The sequence below is a fragment of the Lactobacillus sp. B3795 genome (assembly GCF_026535805.1).
GTDB lineage: Bacteria > Bacillota > Bacilli > Lactobacillales > Lactobacillaceae > Apilactobacillus > Apilactobacillus kunkeei_C.
In genome coordinates this window covers 192,415-218,148 of the sequence record NZ_JAFNPE010000014.1, presented here as the reverse complement: position 1 = coordinate 218,148, position 25,734 = coordinate 192,415, and the positions used below count along the sequence as shown (strand labels likewise).

The following is a 25,734-nucleotide window of genomic DNA, read 5'->3' as shown; positions in this document are numbered from 1 at the left end:
GCCCAATCTTCTGCTCAAAGCTCTGAAGCTCAAAGTTCTAGTGCCCAATCTTCTGCTCAAAGTTCTGAAGCTCAAAGCTCTAGTGCCCAATCTTCTGCTCAAAGTTCTGAAGCTCAAAGCTCTAGTGCCCAATCTTCTGCTCAAAGCTCTGAAGCTCAAAGCTCTAGTGCCCAATCTTCTGCTCAAAGATCCGAAGCTCAAAGTTCTAGTGCCCAATCTTCTACTCAAAGCTCTGAAGCTCAAAGTTCTAGTGCCCAATCTTCTACTCAAAGCTCTGAAGCTCAAAGTTCTAGTGCTCAATCCTCTGTAACAGATGAACACAGCAACAATGCAAGCACTCCAACACAAAGTTCTAGCGTTGAAAGTTCAAGTGCTCAATCTTCTGCAGTAAGCAAGAACGGTAACAATGCCGGTACCCCTACTTCAGACAAGAGCTCTTCTAATACAACTACAGCAACCACTAAACCAGTAACTCATAACAATGCTGGTAAGCCAAATAAGGAAGTTACTATCAAGCATGTAGATCCTGCTGTTCCTGGTCACAAGAACAACACTTCTCATCCTGATACTGAAAATAAAAACAAGTTACCTCAAACCGGTGACGAAACTGAACAAAATGTATTAATTTCTCTTGGTGCCGTAGCAATCGTTACTGCATTAGGACTTGCTGCGTACTCACTACGTCGTAAAAACAAATAATTAATACAATCAAAAAAAGACTTCGATTTCATTCGAAGCCTTTTTTCTTTACATAATTTTAAGATTTTGATTATAGACAGATTAGAAACCTAGATATAACATTTTATATATAAAGAAGAAATCAAAGCAACGGAGGGATTGCCCATGAAAAAATCTATTAAAACAGCGCTTTTATTTTCTACGCTGATTATTGGAGCCGTTGAAACTCCAAACGTCATTAACCAAACTTCTGGTTCAGCTCAATTTGTGGCCCATGCCGACAGTACTGTTGATAACAGCAGTACATCAAATATTAAAAAGCTCGATCCAGAAATTCAACAAATTTTGTTACAAAACGTAAATCAAAACGAATTTAAAAATTACGGTAGTGCAGATCAAATTACAAATGGTGACTTATCAAACCTACAATCAATTAACTACACTGCTTCTGGTTCAGAAAGCATTAAAACATTAGATAACATTAACCCTGATATTTTTCCATCACTAACTTCCATCAATATTAGTAATGTAGATATGAGTTCAGTTAAGGATCTCTCACCATTAGCTCAATTAACGAACCTAAATACAATTAATTTAACTGGTGCTAACATCACCAGTGATCAACTTAGCACTTTAGGTCAATGGTCTGACTCATCACTAAATAACCTAGACCTATCAAATAACAATATTAGTAGCCTAGACTTCCTAAAAGACATCTCTATTCCAAATGTTGAAAACATTAATATTAGTCACAACAAAGTTAGTGATTTTACACCAGTTAAAAGTCAAAAATGGCTTCAATTAGCAACATTAAAAGCTGACTTTAATAATATTTCAGATATCTCTCCAATTGCAGATGTTAATTGGCCTAATCTAACGGTTTTAAGCGTAAAAAATAATCAAATTTCTGATATTTCACCTATTTCATCCGCAAACTGGCCAAACCTAGATCAATTATATGCTGACAACAATAACATTTCTGATATTAACTCATTCGCTAATACCAACTGGCACAAATTAAGTACCATCTCAGCAAACGGAAACCATATTAGCAATGTTGCTTCACTAAAGGACAAAAAAGCTCAGTTCCCTAATTTAACTAAATTCTATGTAAGCAACAACAACATCAATGATATTTCATGGATGAGCGGATATAACTTCGACTCTAGTTCAAACGCGAAACAAGAAATTATTAATGCAACTGCTAATGTCGTGAAGACAACTGATGGCAAACCAGTAACCATTAAGCTTCCAATCTCAATTAACGACATTTCATTAGATAATAGCCTTCTAGCCTCACCTGATTCAAATGGGCAAAATATCATTGTAGATAACAATTATGTAAATAATGGTGTGAACTACAATGAAAATGGAACACTTGTTAATACAGATCAGCTTGTTGGTAATGATGGTAAAGCATATACCATCAACGACGATAATGGTAAACAAACATCAAATGGTTTGGCTGGCATTAATTTGAATAGCGGTACCGGATCAACTAAATACACATTCGGTTTCACATCAACCTTGGGTCAAGGTTACACTGGATACTTCTATGGTGCTTACAACCTAACAGTTAACTGGGGCGAAAACACTACCCAAAGCAAAGATGTTAATGTAACAGTTAAATACGTTGACCAAAACGGTAAGGAAATAAGCACACCACAAACTAAGAAAATCAGCTTCACTGAAACTGGTTTCAAACCAGATGACACTGCTCAACAAATCACTTGGAACAATGATTGGAAGGACGTCGATGGTACTTCTTACTCATTCACCAGTCCAAATATTGAAGGATATGAAGATCCATCAGAAGTTCAAGTAAGCGGAACTGTTGATCATGATTCAACAGACATCGTCAAAACAGTGACATACAAGACTATTCCTGTTTCAAGTTCTGCTTCATCTAGCTCAAGTAACTCACAAAGTGCTTCAAGCGCAGATAGCCAATCTCAAAGTTCAGCTAGCTTAAGCACTTCAAGTGCTGCTCAAAGTTCAAGTGCTTCAAGCCAACAAGCTAGTTCATCAAGTGCCGCTAAAGAAGCAAACAGCTCTTCTAGTGAACCTCAAAGTTCAAGTGCTGCTAAAGAAGCAAACAATTCTTCTAGTGAACCTCAAACCTCAAGCGCTGCTAAAGCTTCTAGTGAAACTCAAAGCTCAAGCGCCGCTAAAGAAGCAAACAGTTCTTCTAGTGAATCTCAAAGCTCAAGCGCCGCTAAAGAAGCAAACAGTTCTTCTAGTGAACCTCAAAGTTCAAGCGTTGCTAAAGAAGCAAACAGTTCTTCTAGTGAACCTCAAAGTTCAAGTGCTGCTAAAGAAGCAAGCAGCTCTTCTAGTGAATCTCAAAGCTCAAGTGCTACTAAAGAAGCAAGCAGTTCAGCTCAAAGCATCCCTGCCTCAAATCAATCAACTGCTTCATCAAGTTCATCTGTATCTTCTTCATCATCAAGCACTAATGAAAGTTCAGCTACTCCAACTACACCATCAAAATCAGCTGTAGTTGCGCCAAAGCACTCAAAGAACAGAACTCCAAAACATTCAAACAACAGTGGAACTCCAAAGACGGATAATGTTCAATCTAAGCAAGTAACTGCTAAAAAGGTTGAAACTCCAAGTTCTTCAGAACATAAAAACGCTAAGTCATTACCTCAAACTGGTGATAGTACAAATCAAAATGCTCTTGTAGCATTAGGATCTGTACTAGTAGCTATTAGCGCAACCATGATTGCATTCGTACTACGTCGTAAAAATAAATAAGCAATAATAAAAAAAGACCTCGAAATCATTTCGAGGTCTTTTTGTTTAGAATATTTTATTTAGACGTTTAACATCGTCAATCTTAAAGTGATTATGTTGCCCGTCGACTAGCTTATTACTCTTTTCGTCACGTTTTACCAAACTATATTGAGATTGATCTTGAATAAATTCTTGAATAATTGCTTTTAACCATTTAGTACTCTTAGTTTGGGTAATGCGCATTTCGATTTCTTTTTGAATAACCTGAGTCGCAGCATTTAAATCACTTTGTGAACTAGTGATATCGTATGTATCATCACCATAATCAAAATATTCGTTCATAAAATTGATGTATTGGGTTTCTAAACGTTTGCTTGGCCACCATGCCATCAAGATTGGTCGACGATCATGTTCTGTGGATTTTTCCCACTTTTGACCGTTTCTTAGAATCATCTTTGGTCGATACCAGGTGTTAAACGTTAAATATCCATCTACAGTGGAGATGTTTTGTTTATCAATCTTGTAAAACGCATTTTTAGCAGCATAATCGTTGTTAGGATTATACGCCGGTTTTACAATCCCTGAAGTTTCCGCCCTGGAATTAGAGATAGATAGAATCAATCCAATTCCAAATAAAGTCGCTACTACAACCGCGCATGTCGCAATCGACAGTAGTAATTTTTTACGTAAGAAACTCAGCTGTCCTTTTTTCATTATAAGCACTCCCAGTTTCATATTATGATGTTAATTTTACCACAAAAGAGCTTTTTTCTTGCCTCTTCATCTTATTCATGAAATATTAGTTAATATTGTTTTATTTTAGGAGATGTTTATATTGAAAGCAAAAATGTTGTTTAGAATCATCTTGTACATAATTGGACTAAACGTTTTAGCCCTTGGTACAACACTATTTGCTTGCGGAAAACTTGGGGTCAGTTCATTAGTCTCTGTTCCACAAACATTGTCATTTATTATTCACACCACACTGGGTCATGCCACGACCATGTTCTTCATCGTCTTGGTATTAATCCAACTGATTATTGTTAGAAGATTTGAATTAAAAATCGTCCTACAATTGGTCCTAGCATTTGTGTTCGGTTGGCTGGTTGATTTCTACGGTTTAACTGTTGGTTTGAAACGCATCCCATTAAACGGATACGCAGAAAGAATTCCGGTCACCTTATTAGCCATTTTATGTACCGCACTTGGTATCTTTATGATGGTAAAGGCCTCATTCGTGTTAATTCCAGCAGATGGTTTCGTTAACGTTATCAGTGAAAAGCTACATAAACCTTTTGGCCAAATGAAGTTTTGTTTCGATGCATCAATGATCGTCATCACAATCATTTTAGGATTAGTATTCCTACATCATATTACTTCAATTGGGATTGGAACTGTTTTAGCAGTTCTTTTCGTTGGTCAATTGATTAACCTATTTAATTACATTGTGGATAAGACTAAAAAAGCTTAGAGCGATTGCTCTAAGCTTTTTTATTATTTAAATTTACGACGGTATCCTAAATACGTTGAGACAACAAACGCTATTGGATATATAACAAAGAGAATAAAGTCGAAGTGGCCGCCCAAAATTAAGTTGAAACAAATAAGAACCGTCATTATAGCTACTAATGTAATTAAATTTTGAATGATAAAACTTCTGATAGCTATTTTTCGTTCACTGTCGGTACTATAATCATATTCATCTAATCCATGGTTTTTCACAACAATATTCATATATGTTAATGCAATTAAAACGGCTATTGAATCTGCAAAAATCATCCCAATCGCAATATCGGAAGTATCGTAAAAGTTCCCTATTCCAAGTGATACAAATATTGAAACAAACAAAAAGATAATTAATCCAAATGCCACCTTGTTGGCAGCCTCAGAAATTACCTTATTGGTAAATTCATCAAATGGTTCATTAATACCGTAAATAAATTTAACTAACTTCGTAAATAAAGATTCCTTCATATTCATTCACCTCATTTTTTAAATTGACGACAATACTGAGTATAGATTGCCACCAAAATACCAATAAAACAACCAATAAAGGATGGAAAAATACTTTCGGACATTCCCAAATATCTAAACCAAACCGAAATTGGATACATAGCAAGTGACAAAGTCAATACAGTCGTGAATATTCTACTGATAATAAATCTTTTACCATAAATCTTTCGTTCTTCTTCATTATCAAATTCATAGCAATCCAATTTATTTTTTCTAATGATTCTACTCATATATGCACTTGCAATAAAATGCACAAATATATCAGCCATAATTACACCACTTACTACATTCATAGGACTGAACCATCTTATCAGTACCATCAACGCATATGCTGACATAAGAAGATATACCATTAACCCCATCGCGATTTTATTTCCAGCATCGTTAATGACGTCCCTGGTAAACTCATCAAACGGTTTGCTAATTCCATAAAAATTTTTAACTAATTTTATAAACAATGATTCTTTCATCGGCTATTCCACTCCTTCATTCCAAAATAAAGTATTTAAATCTGTTTTTAGTGCTTTGGCAATGTTCAAACATAGCTTCAAGCTCGGATTGTATTCTCCCTTTTCAATCAAACTTAACGTTTGGCGGGAGATACCAACAGATTTAGCCAAATCCTTTTGCTGCACATTTTCTTTTGTGCGTATTTCTCTAACACGATTTTCCAAAATGTTGCTCCTCTGATTATCATGTGATCTTTATATTATTTTAGGTAATATATATATTCCATATGTAAACTATATATTACATAGGATTAAAAAACAAGTAATTATTTCAAATAAAAAAGACGCCAATTTCTGGCGTCTTTTTGCGTATCTTATTTATGGTATGGACTACCTTCATTGATCATGAAAGCACGATAAATTTGTTCAGTCAGTACCAAACGCATCAATTGATGTGGCAAGGTAAAACGACCAAATGAAATTTGGGTGTCAGCACGTTTCAATACCTTTGGCGCTAGACCAAGTGATCCACCAATCACAAAAGTGATGTCTGAATGACCATATGTGGCCAACTTATCGATTTCTTTGGCGAATTCTTCGGATGCACGTTCTTTACCAAGAATGGCTAATGCATATACATATTCCTTGTCGGCAATTTTGTCTAAGATTCTAGTTCCTTCCTTATCCATAACGTCTTGCATCTCTGATTCACTAAGGGTTTCAGGCGCTTTCTCATCTGGAACTTCGATAATCCGAAACTTACAAAAACGTGATAAACGCTTGCTATACTCATCAATTCCAGCCTTAAAATATTTTTCTTTTAATTTTCCGACCACAACTAGCTTAATATTCATTTGTGAAATCTCCTTTTTGAAATTTTGAACCACTATATTTAGTATGTGGAAATGTTGTTAACTACTACTAATATTGTCCACAGATTGTCAAGGTTTTTCACGAGTTATCCACATCTGTGCATATGTCATTTTGACCCGTGTAACACTCAAGAAATACTGTCACACAGGCGTTTCACAATAGTGCATTTTCCGTGTAACTTTCTTTTCCACAATGTTATCCACAGAGTTATCCACATGAGGTGGAAAACTAAAAAATAGCGATAATTGTTGATTTTTCGGGCATATATATAGATCTAAAAAATTTTCTTTTTTCTAGTTATACACCGAATGTATGTTTTTTTCTTTGTGAAAAGTTTTGGATTAAAATTTCACAAAGATTATTATACAAAATTAAGTAATCGTTCGTAAAATTTTATATAAAAAAAGCGTTGAATTTAATCAACGCTCTCATAAATAGCTGGTAGTTATTTAGTTGGTAGTTCGCCTTCCACGATTTGATCTAACGTTGTCATAGAAGGGATAAAGAACATGTTACCGGTCACTGGATCAGAGAAATCTAGCAAGCGGTCGGATTGGCCAAACATGTTTTCAAGCATGCGTTTAGTAACTGTCCAATGTCTAGCATATCCAATGAAGTATGTTCCGGTCTTGCCTGAACTAGGATCTGAGAATGGGACATTCATTCTGACAATCTTGTGTTCCACACCATCGTCGTTATCTTGAGATGCGACGTTATGTGAGTTTTCTAGTTTTTCGTCATCCTCTAGTTCCAAGTCGGAGTATTTCTTTCTACCGATTGCCTTTTCTTGGTCTTCGGTCTTTAGTGCATTCCAAGCATCCATATTATGGATGTATTTTTGTGCGAATGCGTATGAACCATTTTCAAAATCGGGGTCTTCATCCCCAATGATGGCGTATCCTGAAGCCTTTTGAATTTCAGGGTTTTCGGTACCATCAACGAAACCGATAATGGCACGTCCTTCGAAGTATCTGAATCCCTTAGTTTCATCTTCCACCGTAGCAAAGTCTCGGTAGTAGTTTCTGATTTGACTGGTTACTTCGTACACAACAGCTTCTGAATCAGCACGAATGTGGATAAATAAATCGGCTGGGGTTGCTGGTGAAGTGTATTTAGGTCCCTTCACTGGTTTAAAATCTTCTAATTCTTGTGGTTTCTTAGCATCAGCGAATAAGTAGTCCCAAATTGAGTTTGAAAAACCAAAAGCGACCTTTAAATGTTCTTCTGGATATCTGATATTCATTGAGCGTAAAATTGCTTGTTCTCTAGATACTAACTCTGCGACTTTCTCACGGTCATCGTCAGCGTTACTTCTATTAATAGTTAGGGTTGTAAATAGTACATTTTTTCCCGCATCTTTATATACATCTTGTGCGTCAGTAGGATCGAATGGCATGGTAGTACCTTCTTTCGTTATTTATAATGATTATAAACTAATAATCAATCTTATTATAACCCATTTTACCCCACCATGAACGATAAAATTTTTAAAAAATTGTTAAAATCGTGAGCATATATTATCATAAGTTTTTATTTAGCATTACAATGTTGGTGTATAAACGTAAAGGGGGAATTATTCATGACCAAACTAACTACTGACGAAGGTCAACCATGGGCAGATAATAATCATTCATTAACTGCTGGAAATCGTGGCCCTGTTTTATTACAAGACTACCAATTAATTGAAAAATTAGCTCACTTTAACCGTGAACGTATCCCAGAAAGAGTTGTTCACGCTAAGGGTGCCGGTGCTAAGGGTGTCTTTACTCTTACCCGCGATATGAGCGACTACACCAAAGCCGACTTATTCAATGGTAAGGGTAAGCAAACACCACTTACTATTCGTTTCTCAGAAGTTGCTGGTGAATTAGGTTACCCTGATACCATCAGAGATGTGCGTGGTTTCGCAATGAAGTTCTACACTAATGAAGGAAACTATGACATCGTTGGTAACAACACACCTATCTTCTTTGTTAACGATCCTTTGAAGTTCCCAGACTTCATTCACTCACAAAAACGTGACCCTGCTACTCATCTTCGTTCAGAAGATATGCAATGGGACTTCTGGTCACACTCACCTGAATCACTTCACCAAGTTACCTATTTAATGGGTGACCGTGGTAACCCAGCTAGCTACGCTAACATGAACGGTTACGGTTCACACACATTCAAGTGGGTTAATGCCAAGGGTGAAGCATACTGGGTTAAGTACCACTTCATCTCAGAACAAGGTGTTAAGAACATGACCGAAGACCAAGCTGCCAAGGTTGCTTCTGAAAACACCGACTACTTAATTCAAGATTTATACGATCGCATTAAGAATGGTGACTATCCAAAGTGGAAGGTATGCGTTCAATTAATTCCTTACGAAGAAGGATTAAACTACAAGTACGACATCTTTGATGTTACCAAGACCGTTTCTCACAAGGACTACCCACTACAAGAAATCGGTGAATTCGTATTAAACGAAAATCCTGAAAACTACTTCAATGATGTTGAAGAAGCATCATTCTCTCCTGCAAATCTAGTTCCAGGAATCGAACCTTCAATGGATAAACTATTACAAGGTCGTTTGTTCGCATACAAGGATGCCGCTAGATACCGTTTAGGTGCCAACTACGAACACCTTCCTGTTAATAGTCCAAAGACTGAAGTTCACAACTATGCTCGTGACGGTTACATGTCACAAGGTCAAAATGGTGACGTTAACTACGAACCAAACCAATATGAAGATTCTCCACGCGAAGATCCTCATGCAAAGATTAAGCCATTTGCAGTTGAAGGCGAAGCCAACAGCTACAAGACCTATGACGAAGACCCATACTCACAAGCAGGTGCTCTATACCACGTCTACTCAGACGATGAAAAGGACCGCTTAATTCAAGCTATCAAGAAGCACTTAGGTAGCGTTAAGAGCCATGACACAAAAGTACGTCAAACTAAGTTGTTCTACCGTGCAGATCATGACTATGGTAAGCGAGTTGCTGATGCTTTAGGCCTAAATATGGATGAAATTACTGAATAATTGATAAAAATAACACCGCTATGATTATTGTCATAGCGGTGTTTTTAGTAGTTTTGTTTCAGTTTGTAACAATTAATAATATAACTGTAACCATGTAATAACGTTACTGATATATAACTCCGATATAGTATTAAACATCATAAGAAATCGAAGAAAAAATTTTTAAGGTTTATATAAAGGAGTTATGTTTCTTGAATAACGTTACAAAATCTTTTATCAAATTCACAGTAATCGCATTTACATCACTATTAATTTTATTTGCAATCAACTTCGCTAAAAACGACGTTCACGCTGATGCTTCAGTTAACTGGCAACATGTTGCTGAAAAGAACCTAAGCAAGAAGAACATTGCCGCAAGACGTTGGATTTCATTCCACGAATCAACTAACAGATACTACGCAAGAAACGGTGTTTGTTACGGTAAGTTCCAATTAGATATCAGCTACCTACACGGTGACAAATCAAAGAAGAACCAAGAATTAACTGCCAACAGATATGTTGCTAGTCGTTACGGTTCATGGATTAACGCCAAGAAATTCTGGCAAAGACACCACTGGTACTAAAATAAAAAGCAGCCTAGCTAATCGCTAAGTTGCTTTTTTATTGTCTAAACATGATTGCTTTATTATCTTTTTGAAGAATTTCTTGGTATAGCATGTGAGCGGATTCGATTGTTTGGTTAGCTAGGTGCCAATACTTACCTTCTAGGTTACTAACATCTTTTAAATCGCTAAGATCAATGTCAGTTCTTAGGATGTATTCCGCCGCAAAGTTATGGTTATCAATTGCTAAATGATGACTACCATCAATGTCGTAGTACGGATTATTTTCTAAAATATCGACGACATCTTGTAACAAGGCGTTGGCAGTTGGCTTTCTTCCGGCCCCCTGACCTAGAAAACCAAGTGGTCCGATGGTATCTCCAGTTAGTTGGACGTAGTTTAAGTTACCGTTGACGGTCGCAATGGTGTTATCAACAGGTAATAATGTTGGTTCAATTGAAATTGCTAATTTGTCTTGATTGTACAATCTATCCTGTCCAATTAATTTGATATTCATGTTACGACCCAAGAAGAAATCAACATCTTTCTTTAATAAGTTTCTGATACCGACCTTCTTAATCGCATCCCCCGGTTTAACAAGTGTATTAAACGCTAAATCAGTCGAAATGCATAACTTATTTTCAACATCATAACCATCGATGTCGGCTGTCGGATCAGCTTCAGCGTAGCCCAAGTCTTGCGCCTGTTTCAGTGCCTCCTTAAAACTGACGTGTTGATTCACAATCGCATCGATAATGAAGTTACTGGTCCCGTTTAAGATTCCCCGATTGATTGAACATCATCAATTCTAAGAACACGTTTAAGGTTTTGAATCCATGGGATTCCACCGGCAACGCTGGGTTCAAAACGAAATGACACATGATTTTGTTTGGCTTCATTGATAAATTCTTCCATATATTTGGCCACAACCGCCTTGTTGGCAGTAACCACATTTTTGCCCGCTTTAAAAGCATCCATAATCATCTCATAAGCTGGATGAATGCCACCCAGAGTTTCGACAATCACCTTAATGTCATCATTATCCAAAATTGATTGATAATCATTGGTCTTATTTTGTGTTGCGTCCACCTTTTCTTTTCTAACCCAGATGGCTGCTACGTTTAACTTTTCCTTTAGGCGTTGACTTTCATCAATGATTTCTTTGACCCCACCGCCGACTGTTCCAAGTCCTAAAATTGCGATATCCAATCCGATCACATCTTTTCTTTTTGTATGTGTATAATAAACACTTGTTTTTTATTAATAAACAGATTATCATGTAATCAAATCTTTTTCAACCACATAGGAGGATATAAATTATGGAAAAATATACTAGCACAAGAGATAAAAACGTCGAAATTAGTTCGTTTGATGCGATTATCAAAGGATTTTCAGACGACGGCGGATTATTCGTTTTACCAGATTTAGCCGATCATAATATTAATATCGATAAAGTTATCGACCAAAGTTACCAAGAAATTGCTTTCGATGTTGTTAAAACATTGCTACCTGATTTTTCAGATTTCCAAATCGCTAACAGCATCCATGAAGCATACGATGATGGCTTTGACGATTACGAAGTTACACCCATCAAAGATGTCGATAATTTCTCAGTTCTAGAATTATTCCATGGCCCTACCTGTGCATTCAAAGACGTCGGTCTTCAATTATTACCAAAGCTAATGAAACAATGTCTCCCTGAAAACAAGCACGTGATGGTATTAGCCGCTACCAGTGGTGACACCGGTACTGCTGCCCTTGCTGGCTTCAAAGATGTCGACAAGATGGGAGCAATGGTCTTCTACCCTCAAAACGGAGTCAGCATGGTCCAACAACAACAAATGCTAACTACTAAGGGTTACAACACTAAAGTTGCTGCTATCAATGGTAATTTCGATGACGCGCAAACTAACGTCAAAAAAATCTTTAACAACCAATCGCTAAAGGAAAAACTAGGTGACGACAACTCACTATCTAGTGCCAACTCAATTAACATCGGTCGTTTAGTTCCACAAATCGTTTACTACTTTGACGCTTACAAACAAATGGTTAAAAACGGCAAAATTAACGTCGGTGACGAAATCATCTTCACTGTCCCTACCGGAAACTTCGGTGACGTTTTAGCCGGTTACTACGCCAAATTATTAGGTCTACCTGTAAAGAAGCTAGTAATTGCATGTAACTCCAACAAAGTTCTTTCCGACTTCTTCGAAAATGGTGTCTATGACAGAAATCGTCCATTCTTCAAGACCATTGCACCAAGTATGGATATCCAAATTTCTAGTAACTTCGAACGTCTTTTGTACTACAAGAGCGGCGAAAACGTCGACTATGTCAAATCACTAATGGATGATTTGGAACGAGACGGTAAATACGAAGTGCTTCCTGAAATTTTAGAATCAATTAAAGAAGATTTCATTTGTGGATACAGCGATGACGATGAAATCAAAGCATCCATCAAGGAAGTCTTTGAAAAATATCATTACCTAATGGATCCACATACTGCTTCCGGATACCGTGTTACACGTGAAACACAAGCTAAGTATCCAAATACTCCTGTCGTAATGCTAAGTACCGCTAGTCCATACAAATTTGTCGATGCGGTCGCTGATGCCATCATTGGTGAACACCGTCAAAGTCCAATCGAAACTAGTGACCTATTAGTTGAAAAGACTGGTATCGAAATGCCCGAACAACTAAGACAAATCTGGCATGATGAATCTGTTGTCCCTGCCAAAATCAACCCTAACGAAATGGAAGACTTGGTAGTCGACACAATAAAGGATGTGTTTAAAAATGATAAAAGTAATAGTGCCCGCAACTAGCGCCAACATTGCGATGGGTTACGACTGTCTTGGTATGGCCGTTAATCTGTTTACAGCGGTCAAAATTGACGAAGCTGATAAATTTAACATTACGGGTTGTGACGAGGCCTTCCAAAACAAAGATAATCTGGTCTATCAAGGTTTCATCCAAGGATGTAAACATTTAAACCGAGCAGTTCCTACCATCTCAATCGATATTCAAAGTGAAATTCCAGAATCCCGCGGTCTCGGTAGTTCATCTGCTTGTATCGTCGCTGGAATCATCGGTGCGTTTGAATACTTCAAAGAAGAAGTAGATAAGGATGTTATCCTTCAAATCGCTACTAAAATGGAAGGTCATCCCGACAATGTCGCTCCTGCCATCTACGGTGGATTATGTATGGCCTTTGAAGATAGTAACGGTCACTACGACGTCATCAAGTACCCAGTAGATGATTCTTACTATTTCACTGCCGTTATTCCCGACTTCAAGGTATCAACCAACGAAGCCAGAAAGATTGTTCCAAAGGAAGTCAAAACAACAACGGTAGCTCATCAACTCTCTCATTGTTTAGCGATGTTAAACGCCCTATCAAATGGTGACATCAAACAACTAAACGACGCCATCGACGACCGTTTGCATGAACCCTACCGTCAAAAACTAATCAACGGATTTGGTGAGGTCAAAAAAATCGTTGAGGCAAATGGTTCTGTCGTATATATCAGTGGGAGTGGATCGACGCTAATAATCATTAGTAATTCAGCTGATAGACGTGATAAAATAATAGAAGCGTTACAAAAACGATTCGAAAAATTCAGCATCAAAAATGTTGAAATTATGAACTAACGGTGGTGAGAACAATCAGTAAGTATTATATTGTCGATGACTCGCTTCTACCAGAAGCATTCGGGAAGGTCATTGAAGCAAGAAAAATGATTGATAACGGGGAAGTTAAAAACGTCAGTGAAGCCGTGAAAAAGGTCGGCATCAGTCGTGCTAGCTACTACAAGTACAAGGACTACGTTTATGAAGCACAACAATCATCATGGCAACGAAAAGCCGTTATTTCATTTTTACTAAGTCATAAAAGTGGTATCCTATCCAAGGTTTTGAATTCCATTTCAAACCGCGATGCCAACATCTTAACAATCAACCAAAACATCCCCATCAACGATTCAGCCAGTGTCGTGATTTCACTGGACTTGAGTCAAATGGATGGCACAATCGATGAATTAATCGCAGATATCAGTGCAATTGATGGCACCAACAAGGTTAACCTAGTCGCTGTTGAGTAATTAGACATAAAATGTTAACATTCTGTCTAATACATAGAAAGGAAATTACAATGGATAAATTGCAATTTATGGATTACACTTTCATGTTTAATCCTGACCATTCTACTTACACCAACAACGAAGAAGGGTTAACCTTTTTTAATTTAGATGGTGAAGTCAGAATCAAAATCAGATTCAAAAATGAACGCCTAGTATTACTATCACAATCAGGCGTTACCATTAAAAAAGTCGATGATAAGACCTACCGCATCATCGCCAACGAATACCAACCCGTATAGGGCAAGGAGATTTAAATGAGAGAAGTTCAAATCAGACAGTATCATTTGAGATACGACGACGATCAAATCGACGGTTATTTCGACGAAAATAACGAAAGACTGGCATTCAATGCTGGAAGCGACTTATTGCTAGTTGTTGATGTCGATAACGACCAATTAACGTTTCATCCCAATGGTGGCGACTACGTTTCAATCGAAGAAATCGATGCTACCCACTATGAACTAAAATCTGACTTTTAAAATAGGAGACTACAATGCCTCAAATAACTTTTCACAATTACACCATTTTCTACCAAGACCATATGCTACCCTTCTTTGATCAAAAAAGAGACGCCATCTTATTTGTAAAATATTTGGCTGAAAACGATGGTGGCAAGGCCTATGATGATGCCCAACTAGTGGTTGAATACGATGACGGTATCGTGTTTACACCGCTTTGGAACATCAAAATCAAACAAACTAACGATAAAGAATTCATTCTAGACTTCAAAGGATAATAAAAAAGACTCAGCGATAGCTGAGTCTTTTTTAGATTGTGCTTGTCTTTGTCTTGGTCATGTATGAGGCTGGTTGTTCTTTGGCTACCAAAGCAGCAACGTTTCTCATATGTTCACCAAAAGTATCGATTAATTCTTGAATATGATTGTATTCAGGATGTTCAGATAGTCGTTTTAATCTTGTGCAAATCACGCGACGTTCGCGACTCTTAAAACATAGCTTTAGTTGACGGCTAACGGTTAGCATCTTGGCTAAGCAGTATACGTTAACTGTCATTGGCGCTGAACCCATCATTTGATCATAAATGGCATCGATGATTTCTTGATTAGTTTGGTTCTTTGGTACAAAGGTTCTCACCTTGTGCACTAGTCCCTTCTTCTTTTCCAAGACATGGCCACCTTCATAGAACTGTTCGCCTAACGCCATGTAAGTGTGTTTCATTACATCAATGTTTTGCAAAAGTTTTGCCATGATTGTATCCACGTCTTCGTTCTTGTTACGGATGATTAAATCCATAAAAGAGTTCAAGAAGTATAACTTGTGTGGTAAATTGTCGATTATCTCGATTCGGTTATCTTCACCTAATTTAATTACACCTGCAGCCGCTAAGTCTAACAAACAGCTGTCTACTAAATAAGCACGTAGACGAACATTTTTTAGCATTACGCGGCTATCTTTGGACTTACTAGTAATTAAAAAATACATTTCAGCAGTTGTAAGTGCCATAATATAGCCTCCATGAGTAGAATAAAAGTATTCTAACACTTATTTGTCTTTTTTGTTACCTTTTTTTCTTTCGACTTCGTTTCTAATCTTAATCGCTCGTTCAAAATTATTGGTGAACACACCAGCGACATTACGTTTCATAATGAAGCGTAATCGAAGATTGCCGTTAACGGTCCAGATGCGTTCCACGTCTTCAATATCTGGTTGGTAAAAACGAAGGTGCAATGCATCTAAGTGATTAGCAGCCATGAATTCCTTGGGATTGTCGATACGATTACCAGTCAAGAATGCAAACTGAGCATCATGGGTAATGGTTTGGGCAATCTTAATCGAGGACATGTTAAAAGAAGAGTAAATGATTGGGTGAAGTAATTCGTATTCATCCACCATTTTAATAACGATTTCTTCAATGTTTTTATAGTGAATCTTATTGGTCTTGAATTCTAAATTAACGTAGACATCCCTGCCCTCGACTAATTCTAAGACCTCCTGTAGCTTTGGAATTGGTTCGTAATTAGACAATGAAAAACGTGATAATTCTTCATATGTATAATCCTTTACATATCCTCTACCATCAGTTGTGCGATCAATTCGTTCATCATGAATCACGACGGGGACGTTGTCCTTGGTTAAATGAACATCAAATTCTAACCCTTCAATATGGTTATGCAGTGCATAACGAAATCCTTGAAGCGAATTTTCTGGATATAAATCTGGTACACCACGATGACCATAAATTATAGTTTTCATTTGAAAGCCCCCCTCATTTTTCTTTTCCCTAATCAATAATAATGCTATTTTTTTATTTTGCAACCAAAGTTTATTTAAATGTTACAATAAACTTATCCAAAGATAAGAGGTGTGCCATGATTTACGCAATTATCAGTTTTTCAGCCAGTTACATAATGTTTGTCTTTTGCCTATTTCAAGGCGTTTTAGACATGTCCGGTCAAATCAACGAACTACATAAAGCAGAACACTCTGCAAAAAAATACCATCCAATGAGAGCCGGACTATGGATGATTCCACCGCTAAAAATCATGCTGGAACGTAATCGTTTAAAAAAGATTTTGTTAAACGCTAAATCCGATACAGATATCAAAAAATTCAGGGCTTTTTACAACGTTTCCAACCAATCGACTGCATGGGCCTACATCTCATTTGCCTGCATGCTAGACTCAATTGTTTCGATTAAAACACTATTCGACGCCTTTAGATGGCACCTATCAATTCCAGTCTTCATCCTTTTATCACTACTTATCATCATCGTAGGATATGCTCAGGTCATGTATCGCGTATCCGATGATCGGAAAGAAAAAATCGGGGCCAAAATTAATCGACTAAAAAAGCAATAATTGCGCGATGTCGTTTTGTTTTTATGCAATTTAACGTTATAATCTAAATATCACAACTCGCGGAGGAAATTATGATCATAAACGACAAAAAACTACATATGATTACCAAAGCTTTAGATAATTCACTTCGAATTAAGATTTTGTATTATCTAGAAGCCAACAATCAAAGTAATGTGTCCAACTTAATGAATTACTTTGAAACTTCCCAACCAAACATCTCTCGCCATTTGAAGATATTAGCGGATGCTAACCTAGTCTACAGCGAAAAGGATGGCCAGGAAAGAATCTATCAATTAAGTGATAACCACGTTTCTCAACTATTAGGAACTTTAAAAACCCATATTAATGATTAAGAAACATCATTCTTGACATATGCCGAATTTAGATATATAACTATATTTGTTATATAACAGAATTCGGTATATTTTTATTTGGAGGCAAACAATGAAAAAATTTAAAGTAGTCGGTCTAATTGCTTTTATCAGCATGTTCTTAGTTGTTCTTGCTGGTTGTTCTTCTACCAAGGCAAACGACCCCCAGAAAAGCATCAACGTTACTTCTTCAGTGAACTTCTATGGTGAAGTTGCTAAGAATGTATTAGGTAAATACGGTAAGGTAACATCCATCATCAACAACCCAAACATCGATCCTCATGATTTCAACCCTTCTAGTTCAGATGCCAAGAACGTTTATAAGGCTAACCTAGTGATTTACAACGGTCTAGGTTACGATTCATGGGCACAAAAACTAGCCAGCAGCAACAACGATGTTGATTCAATCAACGTTGGTAGTCTAATGGGTAAAAAGACTGGTGACAATCCACACATCTGGTATAACGTTGCCACAATGGAAAAACTAGCTAACACCCTAGCTGACAAGTTCGCCAAGCTACAACCAAAACACAAGAAACAATTCGAAGCTAACGCTAAGGCATACATCGCAAAACTAAAAGTCTTAAACACTCAACTTAATGACATCAAGAAGAACAAGATGAGCAAACCAGTCGCAGTTTCAGAACCCGTTTTCGATTACTCACTAGCAAACATGGGTTACAAGGTATCAGACACTTCATTTGAAGAAGCAACTGAAAAGGACAACGATCCAAGTCCAAAATCAATTCGTTCACTTCAAGAAGATATCAAGAACCACAAGCTTTCATTCTTCGTTGTTAACAAACAAGTTAACAGCAAGACCGTTAACAACTTAGTAAAACTAGCTAAGGAAAACAACCTACCAATCGTCTACGTGACTGAAACTAAGCCAAGTAATGAGCCTAACTACATTTCATGGATGCAAAACCAATACAAAGAAATTCAAGCAATCCAAAAAACTAAATAAATCAAAAGCCCCATAAGATTATATTGCTTATGGGGCTTTTTTAACGTATAATTAATAATAAATAACTAATGTTTTAGATAAGGAGAATTCAATGAAGAAAGCCATCACCATTATATTGGCAACAATTATGATTGGACTGTCAGTATCATCAGGCATTATTGTAAATTCAACCATAGTAAATGCAAAAACTGTTAGCACATCACAGACTTCCTATAAAATTCTGGAAAATGATAGTAAAAAGTGGGCTAAAAAACTTACAAAAGCTGAAAGAAAAGCACTAATTAATTACAGCAAAAACAACTACAAAGATGATAATGGATACTTAAGATCCGGTAAGGCAAAAAATAAGAATACCCCTAATGAAGTAAAAAATATAATTTCTGCCCTAAAAAAAGGCAAACTAACTAAATCCATGACTGCCTTTCGTGGCGTCGATTATGAAAGTTTCAAATTAGGTCTTCATGGTCAAAAGATGCGTGTCGGTGCAAAGTATTTAGACCCTGCATTTCAATCTACCAGCATTTATAAAAATGTCGCTTTAGGTTTTACCAATATTGATAAAATTCGTTCAAATGAAAACATACTATTAAAAATTAACCTACCTAAAAAGAGTAATGGCGCATACTTATTCCCATTATCAAAGAATAATTTCGAATACGAATTTTTAATGAACGCGAACCAAAAAATGGTTATTAAAAAGATTCAAAATGCTAAAAGTACAATAGAAATTCAAGTTTCAGGTAAAAAGAAGAGTGAAAAGATTAATTTATCATATAAGCTAATTACAATGGACTTGATTAAATAACAAAAAACATTTACCTAATCTGGTAAATGTTTTTTATTTAAATAATTTGAAGTAAAAAACAGAAAATATTAGTATATAATATAGTTAGAAAATATATTTGGACGAAGGAGTTTGAACCATTATGGCAATTGCACTAGTAAATGAAATGTTTAACGAATTTAACGATCCTGACTTAAGTTACAAGGATTCCAGAGATGGATACACTGAATGGTTTAAATTATCATTTCTAGTGGATGACGGTTACCACAAGTTTGAAGATGGTAAACGCAAATTTATTCCCAAATATGACGAAGAATTACAAGAAGTGATGAGTAACTTCTTGAACAAGTACCAAAAGGAATTCGAATCATCATTCATTAACGAAAAGGAATTCGAAGTTCTAGATCGTACCAAGGAAATTGTAAAAGACTTAAAGCAAACCCTTGAAAAAGAATTCTTAATCGAAGACAAGATTAGCTTGTTTAGTATCGACTTAGTCGGTAGTTGGCAAGCATTCAAGAGTTCTGGTTCTTCCAAACTAGAACAACGTTTCTACAGTGACATCACCAACCACGTTGAAAAGAAACACCAAAAATAATCAAAAAAGCAGCTAAGAAATATTTCTTAGCTGCTTTTTTCTATACTAATTCTGCATTATTTACATCAATAAATTGACCCTTACCGTCGACGATGCGATAGTTCTTATCAACATACTTCAACAATCTAGCATCATGGGTAATGATGATGACCGTCTTGTTTTCACGGTGTGCTAAGTCTTGTAGCATTTGCATCGACTTAACTGCCATGTTTCCATCCAAGGCAGCGGTTGGTTCGTCCGCCAAGATAATATCTGGATTGGTGTATAGTGCTCGCAAAATCGCGACACGTTGTTGTTGTCCACCGGATAATTCATCAGGATAGTTATTCATTAAATCATCGATTTTTAGCGCTTGCGCCCACTTTGAGAATGTTTCTGGATCAATGTTTGCACTCTTCTTGACCTTATCGGCTAGTCTGAATTGATCAGATACCTTTAGGTAAGGCAATAGATTGTAGGCTTGAAGAATGAAACCGATATGTTCCAATCTAAACTTACTTTGTTCTTTTTTACTCATATTACCGTAGTCACTACCATCGATATTAATATCTCCAGATGTGGCTGAAAGAATACCACCCAAAATTTTCATGAAAGTACTCTTTCCTGAACCAGAAGGCCCTGTAATGGCAATCACTTCACCTGAATTGGCGGAGAAATTGATATCTTCAAGAGCAGTAGTTGCGGCCATCTTGTCGCCGAAGACTTTGTTGACGTTAGTTAATTCAATTTTTCCCATTATGAACCTCCCATTGCTTTGGCCGGATCAATCTTTGCGACGGTGCGCATTGGAATTAATCCACCAATAATTGACATCAAAATTACCATCACAGCAACCGCACCCATCAATGTCATATCGAAGGTCATTGGAACTGCTGCCGGCATTGAAATGGCAGTTAAGAAAGTTAATAATCCACTGATTGCCACTCCGGCAATTGCTAGGATCAAAGCGTTTGAAACCACGTTCATGGCTAGATATCCGTTTGATACCCCTTGTACCTTTAACACGGCAAAGTATGGAATCTTTTGCATGGTTAAGACGTATAAGAAGATTGAGATTACCACTAAGGTAATTAATAGTAGAAACGCAATCATGAATTCAAAGGTGCTGTTTTGCGCACTGTATCCAGGAATATCTTGAATAAAGTCTTCAATGTTCATGATTTGAGTTCCTGCGACCGCCTTCTTGACATCGCTTCTATAAATCATGGCACTAATTGTATGGTTCACGTCAGTACCAAACTTTTCAGTTTGCACGGCATCGTTGGTAGCGTAAATCACCGGTGCCACGTTTAATTGGTTGTTCTTTACGGTTCCGACAATCTTAAAAACATGACCGTTTCTGCTGAACTTCACCTTTTCTCCCAGGTGATAGCCGTCTGTTTCCAATAGGCTTTGGTCGACTACGACTTCGTTATCCTTGGTCAACTTGTGGCCACTGACAATTTTTAAGTCGCGGTAGATGAATTGATTCTTATTCAAACCAATCACTTGTGAGTCCACCTTATTTTCATCAGAAACGGTTTGCACGTTAGCACTCATTTGAGTGATGTCAGCGCGTTTGTCATTACTAGCCTTTTTAGCTTGTTGTGCAGTAATGGTAGATTGATCCAATGAACCATTGGCATCAGAATTTAAAACGATTTTTTCAGCATTCCATGAATCGATTGCTTGACGATTAGCTTCGCTTAGACCGTTAGCTAATGCGGTTAAAATGAAAATCAAGTATGCAATCATCACGATTACTAAACAAATTAGACTGTATCTAAATTTGCTCTTCTTAATTTCGCGAAGTGATAAAAACACGGTTGTCCCTCCTAGTTAACTAAACCCTTATTAATTAGTTTTAACAAATCAGAGAAATCTGATAGCGCTTGTTTATCGTCGCCTCCGTTCAATACAGTTCGAATGGTTTGATGAGCTGCTCGACTCGCCCATTTGTAGGTCAACACGATTGTTTTTCTATCCGCAATCTTTTGACCGTTAACCAGCAAAATTAGTTTGTCATCTGGTAGATTATTATAATCATATTCGACATGTTTTAATTCGTATTGGTTAAATAGGACGTATTGACGATAAAACTGTTCGTAATCAGAATTTTCCAATTCATTGATAAAAGACTCAGTTGCCACATAAAAAGCATGAAGTGAATCAGTTGGTTCTGCCTTCAACTGTTCGAATACATCAAAATGAATCTCTCTTAAAACCCTCTTTAAAGCGTATTGATAACTATCGTTAATATCATCGAAGTACTTGTAGAAAGAACCGCGCGCGATTGAACAATCTTTAATAATTCTCGCTACTTGTGCATCCATTAAACGATGATTTGAAAACTCGTTAATCAATGCATTGAAAATTTGGTTTTGCTTGTCTTCATTTAAATTTAAAAAAGTTTGTGTAGGCATTTGTAACTACTCCTTTTTTATGGTGACATTGTGTCATTTTTGAATATATTACTTTTATAGTGACACCGTGTCAACTGATTAGTATTAAAAAACACTGAAAAATTTCAGCGTCTTTTTTGTTCTTACTTGTTGATCTTTCTTACGGCAGCTTGTGCAGCTTCGTTCATGATGTTCCAAGGACGATCAAATCCTGGTTGGAAGAAGAAGTCAGCGTAAGCTAAGTCGTATACAGTTGCATGTTGTTGAATTGCAAATGAGATAGTGTTGATGTTTGCAGTAACATCTCTAGTTGACATGATTTGACCACCTAAGATACGACCATCAGTTGGGTCAAAGGTAATCTTGAAGTAAACCTTAGCATTTCCAGCTTCTTGTGAAACGAATGGAGGAACTGCCCAGTCTTCGATTAGTACTGATTCAGCACCCTTAACACCACATTTTTCTTGAGTGTCTTGTTTAACACCAGTTGAAGCAAAGTGGTAGTTGAATACTGAAAGTGCTGATGAACCTGAAACAGCAGTCATCTTTAATTCTCTTCCAGCAGCGTTAGCAGCAGCAGTACGTCCTTGACGACGAGCGTTTGATGCTAAAGCGATTGATGATAATTCACCAGTTGGTGCGTATGGAACCTTTGTTGCGTCACCAACAGCGTAAATATCTTTAACACTAGTTTCTTGGTGTTCGTCAGTCTTGATACGGCCACGTTCGTCTAGGTCTAATAGACCATCTACTAATGAAGTGTTTGGAATAACACCGGCAGTTTCAACAACTAATTCAGCATCGAAAGTACCTTGGTCAGTCTTAACGCCTGAAACCTTACCGTCTTTTCCAACGAATTCGGCAACGTTTACGCTACCAACAAAGTTAACGCCGTTTTCTTTGAATTCTTGAGTTAGTTTTTCAGTGAATTCTGAATCTAGGTAGTTACCCAATAGACGAGGGTTGTGGTCTACGATAGTAACTTCCTTACCTGCTTTAGCAAATGCTTCAGCAGCTTCGATTCCAATGTAACCTGAACCGATAACAAAAACATGTTTTAGGTCAGGATCTACCATTTTTTGTTTTAGCTTGATTGCCCAGTCACGGCCACGCATTGCATATAGGTTTTCTAGATCCTTACCAGGAACGTCTAAACAACGAGGAGTAGCACCAATAGCTAAGATTAGCTTATCGTAGCTTTCATCACGTTCTGAACCATCAGCTAAGTTCTTAACATGAACTGACTTGTTCTTTTCATCAATACTTGCGATTTCTTGTTGTACAAATACATGTACACCATCTTTTTCTGCGTTGTCTACAGTTTCGTAAGCAACTGTATTTACATCCTTAACAGTACCTTCAAGGTATAATTCCATACCACATGATAGAAATGAGATGAAGTTTCCTCTTTCATACCATTGAATTTCTGCGTCAGGGTTTTCTAAAAGCATTCCACGAACGGCTTCATATCCACCGTGTGAAGAACCAACTACGATAACTTTCATTAGTGTGTGGCCTCCTAATAATTTTCAATTAATATTTATATAACTTCACTTTGTGAGAAATATCACATTTGATTTACAAGAGTTATTTTACCTTTTGTGCGATTATATAGCAAGCAATATTAGCAAAAAAGTGAAAAAAAGATGAAATAATTTTGATAAAAATTAAGAATTAGTCATATTTGCAACTAAAATCGCTATAAAACGCCCTTGTTTTAATGTTTTCTCTAATATTAATGGGCAAAATGATGATCATTTCTTTAATTAAATGATATTTTCATCACAAAGTATCTGTACAAATGTTTAAATATTAATTAAGTTTCCCGCTATTAATTGTAGTGGCCCCTAAATGCTAGTAAAATTAAAGACAATAATAAAAATACTATGAGGGGTTAATTACAATGAAATACGGGTTGATTAAAACTGCACTATTCACTGCAGCCGGCGCTGCGCTTGTGAAGTTATCAAAGAAAAGCATTGATATTAGAAGAGCTAACAGCGAAATATATCAACCATCTAGAGATTTCTTTGTGGATGACAACCTAAACGGTAAGAAAATCGTCTTCCTTGGTTCCTCAGTAACAGCAGGTCTTGCTGCTAAGGGGATTTCATTCGTTGACTTCTTAAGAGTCGAACATGGCGTCCACGCCATTAAGGAAGCAGTTAGCGGAACCACATTGGCAGATATTAATGAAAAATCCTACATTAGTAGAATGAAGAAGAATCTTAACTTTGATTCTCATTATGATTTGTTTGCCTGCCAACTATCTACTAACGATCAAAGAAATGGTGTCGAAATGGGCAGAATCAGTAAGTCATACAATGCTGAAGATTTCGATACCCAAACTACCATCGGTGCGATTGAATACATAGCCGCCACCGTTCAAGATACTTGGGATTGTCCATTGGTCTTTTATACCTGTCTAAGAAAGCCAGAACCTGAGTACGAATTCCTACGTGATAAGCTATTCGAATTACAAAGAAAATGGCATTTTGCCATCATCGACATTTGGAACAACAAGGCATTGAAGAAAATGAACGAAGAAAATCCTTGTTTTATGCTAGACGACACTCATCCAACCTGTGCCGGATATCGTTACGGTTGGACCCCTATTTTCGTCAAAGAATTAGATCAAATGTTAGAATAATTAAAAAAGCCACCGGTGAAAAACGTTGTTATATCAACATTTTATTGGTGGCTTTTTCTTTTTATTAATTTTTAATGAAAAAACAGTTGCATTCTTTTAATAATGGTGTATTATTATAAACAACGACAGAGATATGATAACTACATAAGCAAAACATAAGATTACTGTCTTTATTGGGTTTGTGAGATGTTTAGGTTAAAAATTATCGTTGTTATTTGATATATTTAATAGAAAAATCTTTCACATTTTTTTCTCATTTAAATATCACATGCAGACATATTTATACTCTTTTGAGTAGTTGGATTAAATTCCAAGCACATATTTCATTCTTGCTCTATGGTTCAATGGTAGAACGGCGCACTGTTAATGCGATGGTTACTGGTTCGAGTCCAGTTAGAGCAGTCGAGTAGCATCCCTACTCATCAAAAAGACTTAGATCTTTTATCAAACTACATATTATTGCTCTATGGTTCAATGGTAGAACGGCGCACTGTTAATGCGAAGGTTACTGGTTCGAGTCCAGTTAGAGCAGTTGAGTGGAACCCTACTCATCAAAAAGATAATTTTTCACCTCATTTTTGCTCCGTGGTTCAATGGTAGAATAGCGCACTGTTAATGCGATGGTTGCTGGTTCGAGTCCAGCCGGAGCAGTTGGGAGAAATCCCAAGTTAGCTTTATCCCAATGTTAACTAATAAAGCAAATTGCTTTT

At 36.8% G+C, this 25,734-nt stretch carries 31 protein-coding genes and 3 tRNA genes; 20 read left to right on the top strand and 14 right to left on the bottom strand.

Annotated elements, in window-relative coordinates; genetic code table 11:
• A partial coding sequence (locus J3U50_RS06360; protein WP_301945851.1) for an LPXTG cell wall anchor domain-containing protein occupies nucleotides 1–699 on the top strand: 699 nt, incomplete at its 5' end.
• A 144-nt stretch (nucleotides 700–843) separates the two neighbouring features.
• Nucleotides 844–3,435, top strand: coding sequence for a leucine-rich repeat domain-containing protein (locus tag J3U50_RS06355; RefSeq protein WP_301945850.1), 2,592 nt, complete (start codon nucleotides 844–846; stop codon nucleotides 3,433–3,435).
• A gap of 45 nt (nucleotides 3,436–3,480) precedes the next feature.
• Here the strand turns inward: J3U50_RS06355 and J3U50_RS06350 are convergent, their stop codons facing one another.
• Entirely contained in the window at nucleotides 3,481–4,128 is a 648-nt protein-coding gene (locus tag J3U50_RS06350; RefSeq protein ID WP_263526124.1) for a glycoside hydrolase family 70 protein, read from the bottom strand.
• A gap of 121 nt (nucleotides 4,129–4,249) precedes the next feature.
• On the opposite strand from J3U50_RS06350, the gene J3U50_RS06345 reads away from it, so the two are divergent.
• Nucleotides 4,250–4,885, top strand: a complete 636-nt coding sequence (locus J3U50_RS06345) for a YitT family protein (RefSeq protein ID WP_301945849.1) — start codon at nucleotides 4,250–4,252, stop codon at nucleotides 4,883–4,885.
• A gap of 23 nt (nucleotides 4,886–4,908) precedes the next feature.
• On the opposite strand, the gene J3U50_RS06340 is transcribed toward J3U50_RS06345, so the two are convergent.
• From J3U50_RS06340 to J3U50_RS06320, 5 genes are all read right to left on the bottom strand, one after another.
• Nucleotides 4,909–5,388 carry a DUF3278 domain-containing protein gene (locus tag J3U50_RS06340; protein WP_301945848.1) on the bottom strand — a complete coding sequence of 160 codons (480 nt, stop codon included), beginning with the start codon at nucleotides 5,386–5,388 and terminating at the stop codon, nucleotides 4,909–4,911.
• 11 nt (nucleotides 5,389–5,399) lie between these two features.
• Nucleotides 5,400–5,897, bottom strand: a complete 498-nt coding sequence (locus tag J3U50_RS06335) for a DUF3278 domain-containing protein (protein ID WP_301945847.1) — start codon at nucleotides 5,895–5,897, stop codon at nucleotides 5,400–5,402.
• 3 nt (nucleotides 5,898–5,900) lie between these two features.
• A complete protein-coding gene (locus tag J3U50_RS06330; RefSeq protein ID WP_301945856.1) occupies nucleotides 5,901–6,104 on the bottom strand; it encodes a helix-turn-helix transcriptional regulator in 204 nt (67 codons plus the stop codon).
• A gap of 146 nt (nucleotides 6,105–6,250) precedes the next feature.
• Nucleotides 6,251–6,730, bottom strand: a complete 480-nt coding sequence (rlmH, locus tag J3U50_RS06325; protein WP_301945846.1) for a 23S rRNA (pseudouridine(1915)-N(3))-methyltransferase RlmH — start codon at nucleotides 6,728–6,730, stop codon at nucleotides 6,251–6,253.
• A gap of 464 nt (nucleotides 6,731–7,194) precedes the next feature.
• Nucleotides 7,195–8,145 (bottom strand): Dyp-type peroxidase, encoded by a 951-nt coding sequence (locus J3U50_RS06320; RefSeq protein ID WP_301945845.1) that lies wholly within the window; start codon nucleotides 8,143–8,145, stop codon nucleotides 7,195–7,197.
• 183 nt (nucleotides 8,146–8,328) lie between these two features.
• Here J3U50_RS06320 and J3U50_RS06315 point away from each other — a divergent pair, with 183 nt between their 5' ends.
• On the top strand, nucleotides 8,329–9,774 hold the full coding sequence (locus tag J3U50_RS06315) for a catalase (protein WP_301945844.1): 1,446 nt from the start codon (nucleotides 8,329–8,331) through the stop codon (nucleotides 9,772–9,774).
• A 263-nt stretch (nucleotides 9,775–10,037) separates the two neighbouring features.
• Entirely contained in the window at nucleotides 10,038–10,337 is a 300-nt protein-coding gene (locus J3U50_RS06310) for an aggregation promoting factor surface protein (protein WP_237756993.1), read from the top strand.
• Nucleotides 10,338–10,374: 37 nt separating this feature from the next.
• Here J3U50_RS06310 and J3U50_RS06305 read toward each other — a convergent pair whose 3' ends face one another.
• Nucleotides 10,375–11,058 carry a hypothetical protein gene (locus J3U50_RS06305; RefSeq protein ID WP_301945843.1) on the bottom strand — a complete coding sequence of 228 codons (684 nt, stop codon included), beginning with the start codon at nucleotides 11,056–11,058 and terminating at the stop codon, nucleotides 10,375–10,377.
• Between the two features lie 32 nt (nucleotides 11,059–11,090).
• Complete coding sequence (locus tag J3U50_RS06300; RefSeq protein WP_301945842.1) at nucleotides 11,091–11,525, bottom strand: hypothetical protein; 435 nt, start codon at nucleotides 11,523–11,525, stop codon at nucleotides 11,091–11,093.
• A gap of 110 nt (nucleotides 11,526–11,635) precedes the next feature.
• Between J3U50_RS06300 and thrC the strand changes: the two genes are divergently transcribed.
• The 6 genes from thrC to J3U50_RS06270 are packed head-to-tail and all read left to right on the top strand — an operon-like array spanning nucleotide 11,636 to nucleotide 15,191.
• Nucleotides 11,636–13,141 carry a threonine synthase gene (gene thrC, locus J3U50_RS06295; RefSeq protein WP_301945841.1) on the top strand — a complete coding sequence of 502 codons (1,506 nt, stop codon included), beginning with the start codon at nucleotides 11,636–11,638 and terminating at the stop codon, nucleotides 13,139–13,141.
• On the top strand, nucleotides 13,113–13,967 hold the full coding sequence (gene thrB / locus J3U50_RS06290; protein WP_301945840.1) for a homoserine kinase: 855 nt from the start codon (nucleotides 13,113–13,115) through the stop codon (nucleotides 13,965–13,967). Before thrC ends, thrB begins: the two co-directional genes overlap by 29 nt.
• 14 nt (nucleotides 13,968–13,981) lie before the next feature.
• Nucleotides 13,982–14,416, top strand: a complete 435-nt coding sequence (locus J3U50_RS06285) for an ACT domain-containing protein (protein WP_034530904.1) — start codon at nucleotides 13,982–13,984, stop codon at nucleotides 14,414–14,416.
• A 50-nt stretch (nucleotides 14,417–14,466) separates the two neighbouring features.
• Complete coding sequence (locus J3U50_RS06280) at nucleotides 14,467–14,694, top strand: hypothetical protein (RefSeq protein ID WP_301945839.1); 228 nt, start codon at nucleotides 14,467–14,469, stop codon at nucleotides 14,692–14,694.
• 15 nt (nucleotides 14,695–14,709) lie between these two features.
• Nucleotides 14,710–14,934 carry a hypothetical protein gene (locus tag J3U50_RS06275; protein ID WP_301945838.1) on the top strand — a complete coding sequence of 75 codons (225 nt, stop codon included), beginning with the start codon at nucleotides 14,710–14,712 and terminating at the stop codon, nucleotides 14,932–14,934.
• Between the two features lie 14 nt (nucleotides 14,935–14,948).
• On the top strand, nucleotides 14,949–15,191 hold the full coding sequence (locus J3U50_RS06270; protein ID WP_301945837.1) for a hypothetical protein: 243 nt from the start codon (nucleotides 14,949–14,951) through the stop codon (nucleotides 15,189–15,191).
• A gap of 31 nt (nucleotides 15,192–15,222) precedes the next feature.
• Here the strand turns inward: J3U50_RS06270 and J3U50_RS06265 are convergent, their stop codons facing one another.
• Together J3U50_RS06265 and J3U50_RS06260 are read right to left on the bottom strand one after the other, a co-directional pair.
• Complete coding sequence (locus tag J3U50_RS06265; RefSeq protein WP_041153168.1) at nucleotides 15,223–15,918, bottom strand: GPP34 family phosphoprotein; 696 nt, start codon at nucleotides 15,916–15,918, stop codon at nucleotides 15,223–15,225.
• A gap of 39 nt (nucleotides 15,919–15,957) precedes the next feature.
• A complete protein-coding gene (locus J3U50_RS06260; protein ID WP_054605076.1) occupies nucleotides 15,958–16,668 on the bottom strand; it encodes a glycerophosphodiester phosphodiesterase family protein in 711 nt (236 codons plus the stop codon).
• Between the two features lie 116 nt (nucleotides 16,669–16,784).
• Here J3U50_RS06260 and J3U50_RS06255 point away from each other — a divergent pair, with 116 nt between their 5' ends.
• The 5 genes from J3U50_RS06255 (at nucleotide 16,785) to J3U50_RS06235 (ending at nucleotide 19,993) form a co-directional block, all read left to right on the top strand.
• The gene (locus J3U50_RS06255; RefSeq protein WP_041153170.1) at nucleotides 16,785–17,273 is read left to right on the top strand and encodes a hypothetical protein; all 489 of its coding nucleotides are present in this window, start codon (nucleotides 16,785–16,787) and stop codon (nucleotides 17,271–17,273) included.
• A gap of 71 nt (nucleotides 17,274–17,344) precedes the next feature.
• Nucleotides 17,345–17,626, top strand: coding sequence for a metalloregulator ArsR/SmtB family transcription factor (locus tag J3U50_RS06250; RefSeq protein ID WP_176589783.1), 282 nt, complete (start codon nucleotides 17,345–17,347; stop codon nucleotides 17,624–17,626).
• A 91-nt stretch (nucleotides 17,627–17,717) separates the two neighbouring features.
• Nucleotides 17,718–18,611, top strand: a complete 894-nt coding sequence (locus J3U50_RS06245; RefSeq protein ID WP_301945836.1) for a metal ABC transporter solute-binding protein, Zn/Mn family — start codon at nucleotides 17,718–17,720, stop codon at nucleotides 18,609–18,611.
• A gap of 91 nt (nucleotides 18,612–18,702) precedes the next feature.
• The gene (locus tag J3U50_RS06240) at nucleotides 18,703–19,416 is read left to right on the top strand and encodes an ADP-ribosyltransferase (protein WP_301945835.1); all 714 of its coding nucleotides are present in this window, start codon (nucleotides 18,703–18,705) and stop codon (nucleotides 19,414–19,416) included.
• A 121-nt stretch (nucleotides 19,417–19,537) separates the two neighbouring features.
• Entirely contained in the window at nucleotides 19,538–19,993 is a 456-nt protein-coding gene (locus tag J3U50_RS06235) for a hypothetical protein (protein WP_034534941.1), read from the top strand.
• A 40-nt stretch (nucleotides 19,994–20,033) separates the two neighbouring features.
• Here J3U50_RS06235 and J3U50_RS06230 read toward each other — a convergent pair whose 3' ends face one another.
• The 4 genes from J3U50_RS06230 to J3U50_RS06215 all read right to left on the bottom strand — a co-directional run bounded on the left by J3U50_RS06230 (nucleotide 20,034) and on the right by J3U50_RS06215 (nucleotide 23,879).
• Nucleotides 20,034–20,729, bottom strand: coding sequence for an ABC transporter ATP-binding protein (locus J3U50_RS06230; RefSeq protein ID WP_054608546.1), 696 nt, complete (start codon nucleotides 20,727–20,729; stop codon nucleotides 20,034–20,036).
• Nucleotides 20,729–21,796, bottom strand: coding sequence for an ABC transporter permease (locus J3U50_RS06225; RefSeq protein WP_301945834.1), 1,068 nt, complete (start codon nucleotides 21,794–21,796; stop codon nucleotides 20,729–20,731). Before J3U50_RS06225 ends, J3U50_RS06230 begins: the two co-directional genes overlap by 1 nt.
• 11 nt (nucleotides 21,797–21,807) lie before the next feature.
• Nucleotides 21,808–22,395: a TetR/AcrR family transcriptional regulator gene (locus J3U50_RS06220; protein ID WP_301945833.1), complete on the bottom strand. Its 588-nt coding sequence runs from the start codon at nucleotides 22,393–22,395 to the stop codon at nucleotides 21,808–21,810.
• Nucleotides 22,396–22,517: 122 nt separating this feature from the next.
• Nucleotides 22,518–23,879: an FAD-dependent oxidoreductase gene (locus tag J3U50_RS06215; protein ID WP_301945832.1), complete on the bottom strand. Its 1,362-nt coding sequence runs from the start codon at nucleotides 23,877–23,879 to the stop codon at nucleotides 22,518–22,520.
• Nucleotides 23,880–24,277: 398 nt separating this feature from the next.
• Between J3U50_RS06215 and J3U50_RS06210 the strand changes: the two genes are divergently transcribed.
• The 4 genes from J3U50_RS06210 to J3U50_RS06195 all read left to right on the top strand — a co-directional run bounded on the left by J3U50_RS06210 (nucleotide 24,278) and on the right by J3U50_RS06195 (nucleotide 25,675).
• On the top strand, nucleotides 24,278–25,024 hold the full coding sequence (locus J3U50_RS06210) for an SGNH/GDSL hydrolase family protein (protein WP_054608550.1): 747 nt from the start codon (nucleotides 24,278–24,280) through the stop codon (nucleotides 25,022–25,024).
• A 330-nt stretch (nucleotides 25,025–25,354) separates the two neighbouring features.
• Nucleotides 25,355–25,426: transfer RNA gene (locus J3U50_RS06205), tRNA-Asn, on the top strand.
• 58 nt (nucleotides 25,427–25,484) lie between these two features.
• Nucleotides 25,485–25,556, top strand: a tRNA-Asn gene (locus J3U50_RS06200).
• 47 nt (nucleotides 25,557–25,603) lie between these two features.
• Nucleotides 25,604–25,675 (top strand) — tRNA-Asn (locus tag J3U50_RS06195).
• Nucleotides 25,676–25,734: the final 59 nt, after the last annotated feature.

What these genes read in the sequence shown, in the direction of transcription:
- J3U50_RS06355 (WP_301945850.1), top strand. Translation starts at nt 844, where the DNA reads ATGAAAAAATCTATTAAAACAGCGCTTTTATTTTCTACGCTGATTATT.
- J3U50_RS06350 (WP_263526124.1), bottom strand. Translation starts at nt 4,128, where the DNA reads ATGAAAAAAGGACAGCTGAGTTTCTTACGTAAAAAATTACTACTGTCG.
- J3U50_RS06340 (WP_301945848.1), bottom strand. Translation starts at nt 5,388, where the DNA reads ATGAAGGAATCTTTATTTACGAAGTTAGTTAAATTTATTTACGGTATT.
- J3U50_RS06335 (WP_301945847.1), bottom strand. Translation starts at nt 5,897, where the DNA reads ATGAAAGAATCATTGTTTATAAAATTAGTTAAAAATTTTTATGGAATT.
- rlmH (WP_301945846.1), bottom strand. Translation starts at nt 6,730, where the DNA reads ATGAATATTAAGCTAGTTGTGGTCGGAAAATTAAAAGAAAAATATTTT.
- J3U50_RS06320 (WP_301945845.1), bottom strand. Translation starts at nt 8,145, where the DNA reads ATGCCATTCGATCCTACTGACGCACAAGATGTATATAAAGATGCGGGA.
- J3U50_RS06315 (WP_301945844.1), top strand. Translation starts at nt 8,329, where the DNA reads ATGACCAAACTAACTACTGACGAAGGTCAACCATGGGCAGATAATAAT.
- thrC (WP_301945841.1), top strand. Translation starts at nt 11,636, where the DNA reads ATGGAAAAATATACTAGCACAAGAGATAAAAACGTCGAAATTAGTTCG.
- thrB (WP_301945840.1), top strand. Translation starts at nt 13,113, where the DNA reads ATGATAAAAGTAATAGTGCCCGCAACTAGCGCCAACATTGCGATGGGT.
- J3U50_RS06280 (WP_301945839.1), top strand. Translation starts at nt 14,467, where the DNA reads ATGGATAAATTGCAATTTATGGATTACACTTTCATGTTTAATCCTGAC.
- J3U50_RS06275 (WP_301945838.1), top strand. Translation starts at nt 14,710, where the DNA reads ATGAGAGAAGTTCAAATCAGACAGTATCATTTGAGATACGACGACGAT.
- J3U50_RS06270 (WP_301945837.1), top strand. Translation starts at nt 14,949, where the DNA reads ATGCCTCAAATAACTTTTCACAATTACACCATTTTCTACCAAGACCAT.
- J3U50_RS06265 (WP_041153168.1), bottom strand. Translation starts at nt 15,918, where the DNA reads ATGGCACTTACAACTGCTGAAATGTATTTTTTAATTACTAGTAAGTCC.
- J3U50_RS06260 (WP_054605076.1), bottom strand. Translation starts at nt 16,668, where the DNA reads ATGAAAACTATAATTTATGGTCATCGTGGTGTACCAGATTTATATCCA.
- J3U50_RS06255 (WP_041153170.1), top strand. Translation starts at nt 16,785, where the DNA reads ATGATTTACGCAATTATCAGTTTTTCAGCCAGTTACATAATGTTTGTC.
- J3U50_RS06250 (WP_176589783.1), top strand. Translation starts at nt 17,345, where the DNA reads ATGATCATAAACGACAAAAAACTACATATGATTACCAAAGCTTTAGAT.
- J3U50_RS06245 (WP_301945836.1), top strand. Translation starts at nt 17,718, where the DNA reads ATGAAAAAATTTAAAGTAGTCGGTCTAATTGCTTTTATCAGCATGTTC.
- J3U50_RS06240 (WP_301945835.1), top strand. Translation starts at nt 18,703, where the DNA reads ATGAAGAAAGCCATCACCATTATATTGGCAACAATTATGATTGGACTG.
- J3U50_RS06235 (WP_034534941.1), top strand. Translation starts at nt 19,538, where the DNA reads ATGGCAATTGCACTAGTAAATGAAATGTTTAACGAATTTAACGATCCT.
- J3U50_RS06230 (WP_054608546.1), bottom strand. Translation starts at nt 20,729, where the DNA reads ATGGGAAAAATTGAATTAACTAACGTCAACAAAGTCTTCGGCGACAAG.
- J3U50_RS06220 (WP_301945833.1), bottom strand. Translation starts at nt 22,395, where the DNA reads ATGCCTACACAAACTTTTTTAAATTTAAATGAAGACAAGCAAAACCAA.
- J3U50_RS06215 (WP_301945832.1), bottom strand. Translation starts at nt 23,879, where the DNA reads ATGAAAGTTATCGTAGTTGGTTCTTCACACGGTGGATATGAAGCCGTT.
- J3U50_RS06210 (WP_054608550.1), top strand. Translation starts at nt 24,278, where the DNA reads ATGAAATACGGGTTGATTAAAACTGCACTATTCACTGCAGCCGGCGCT.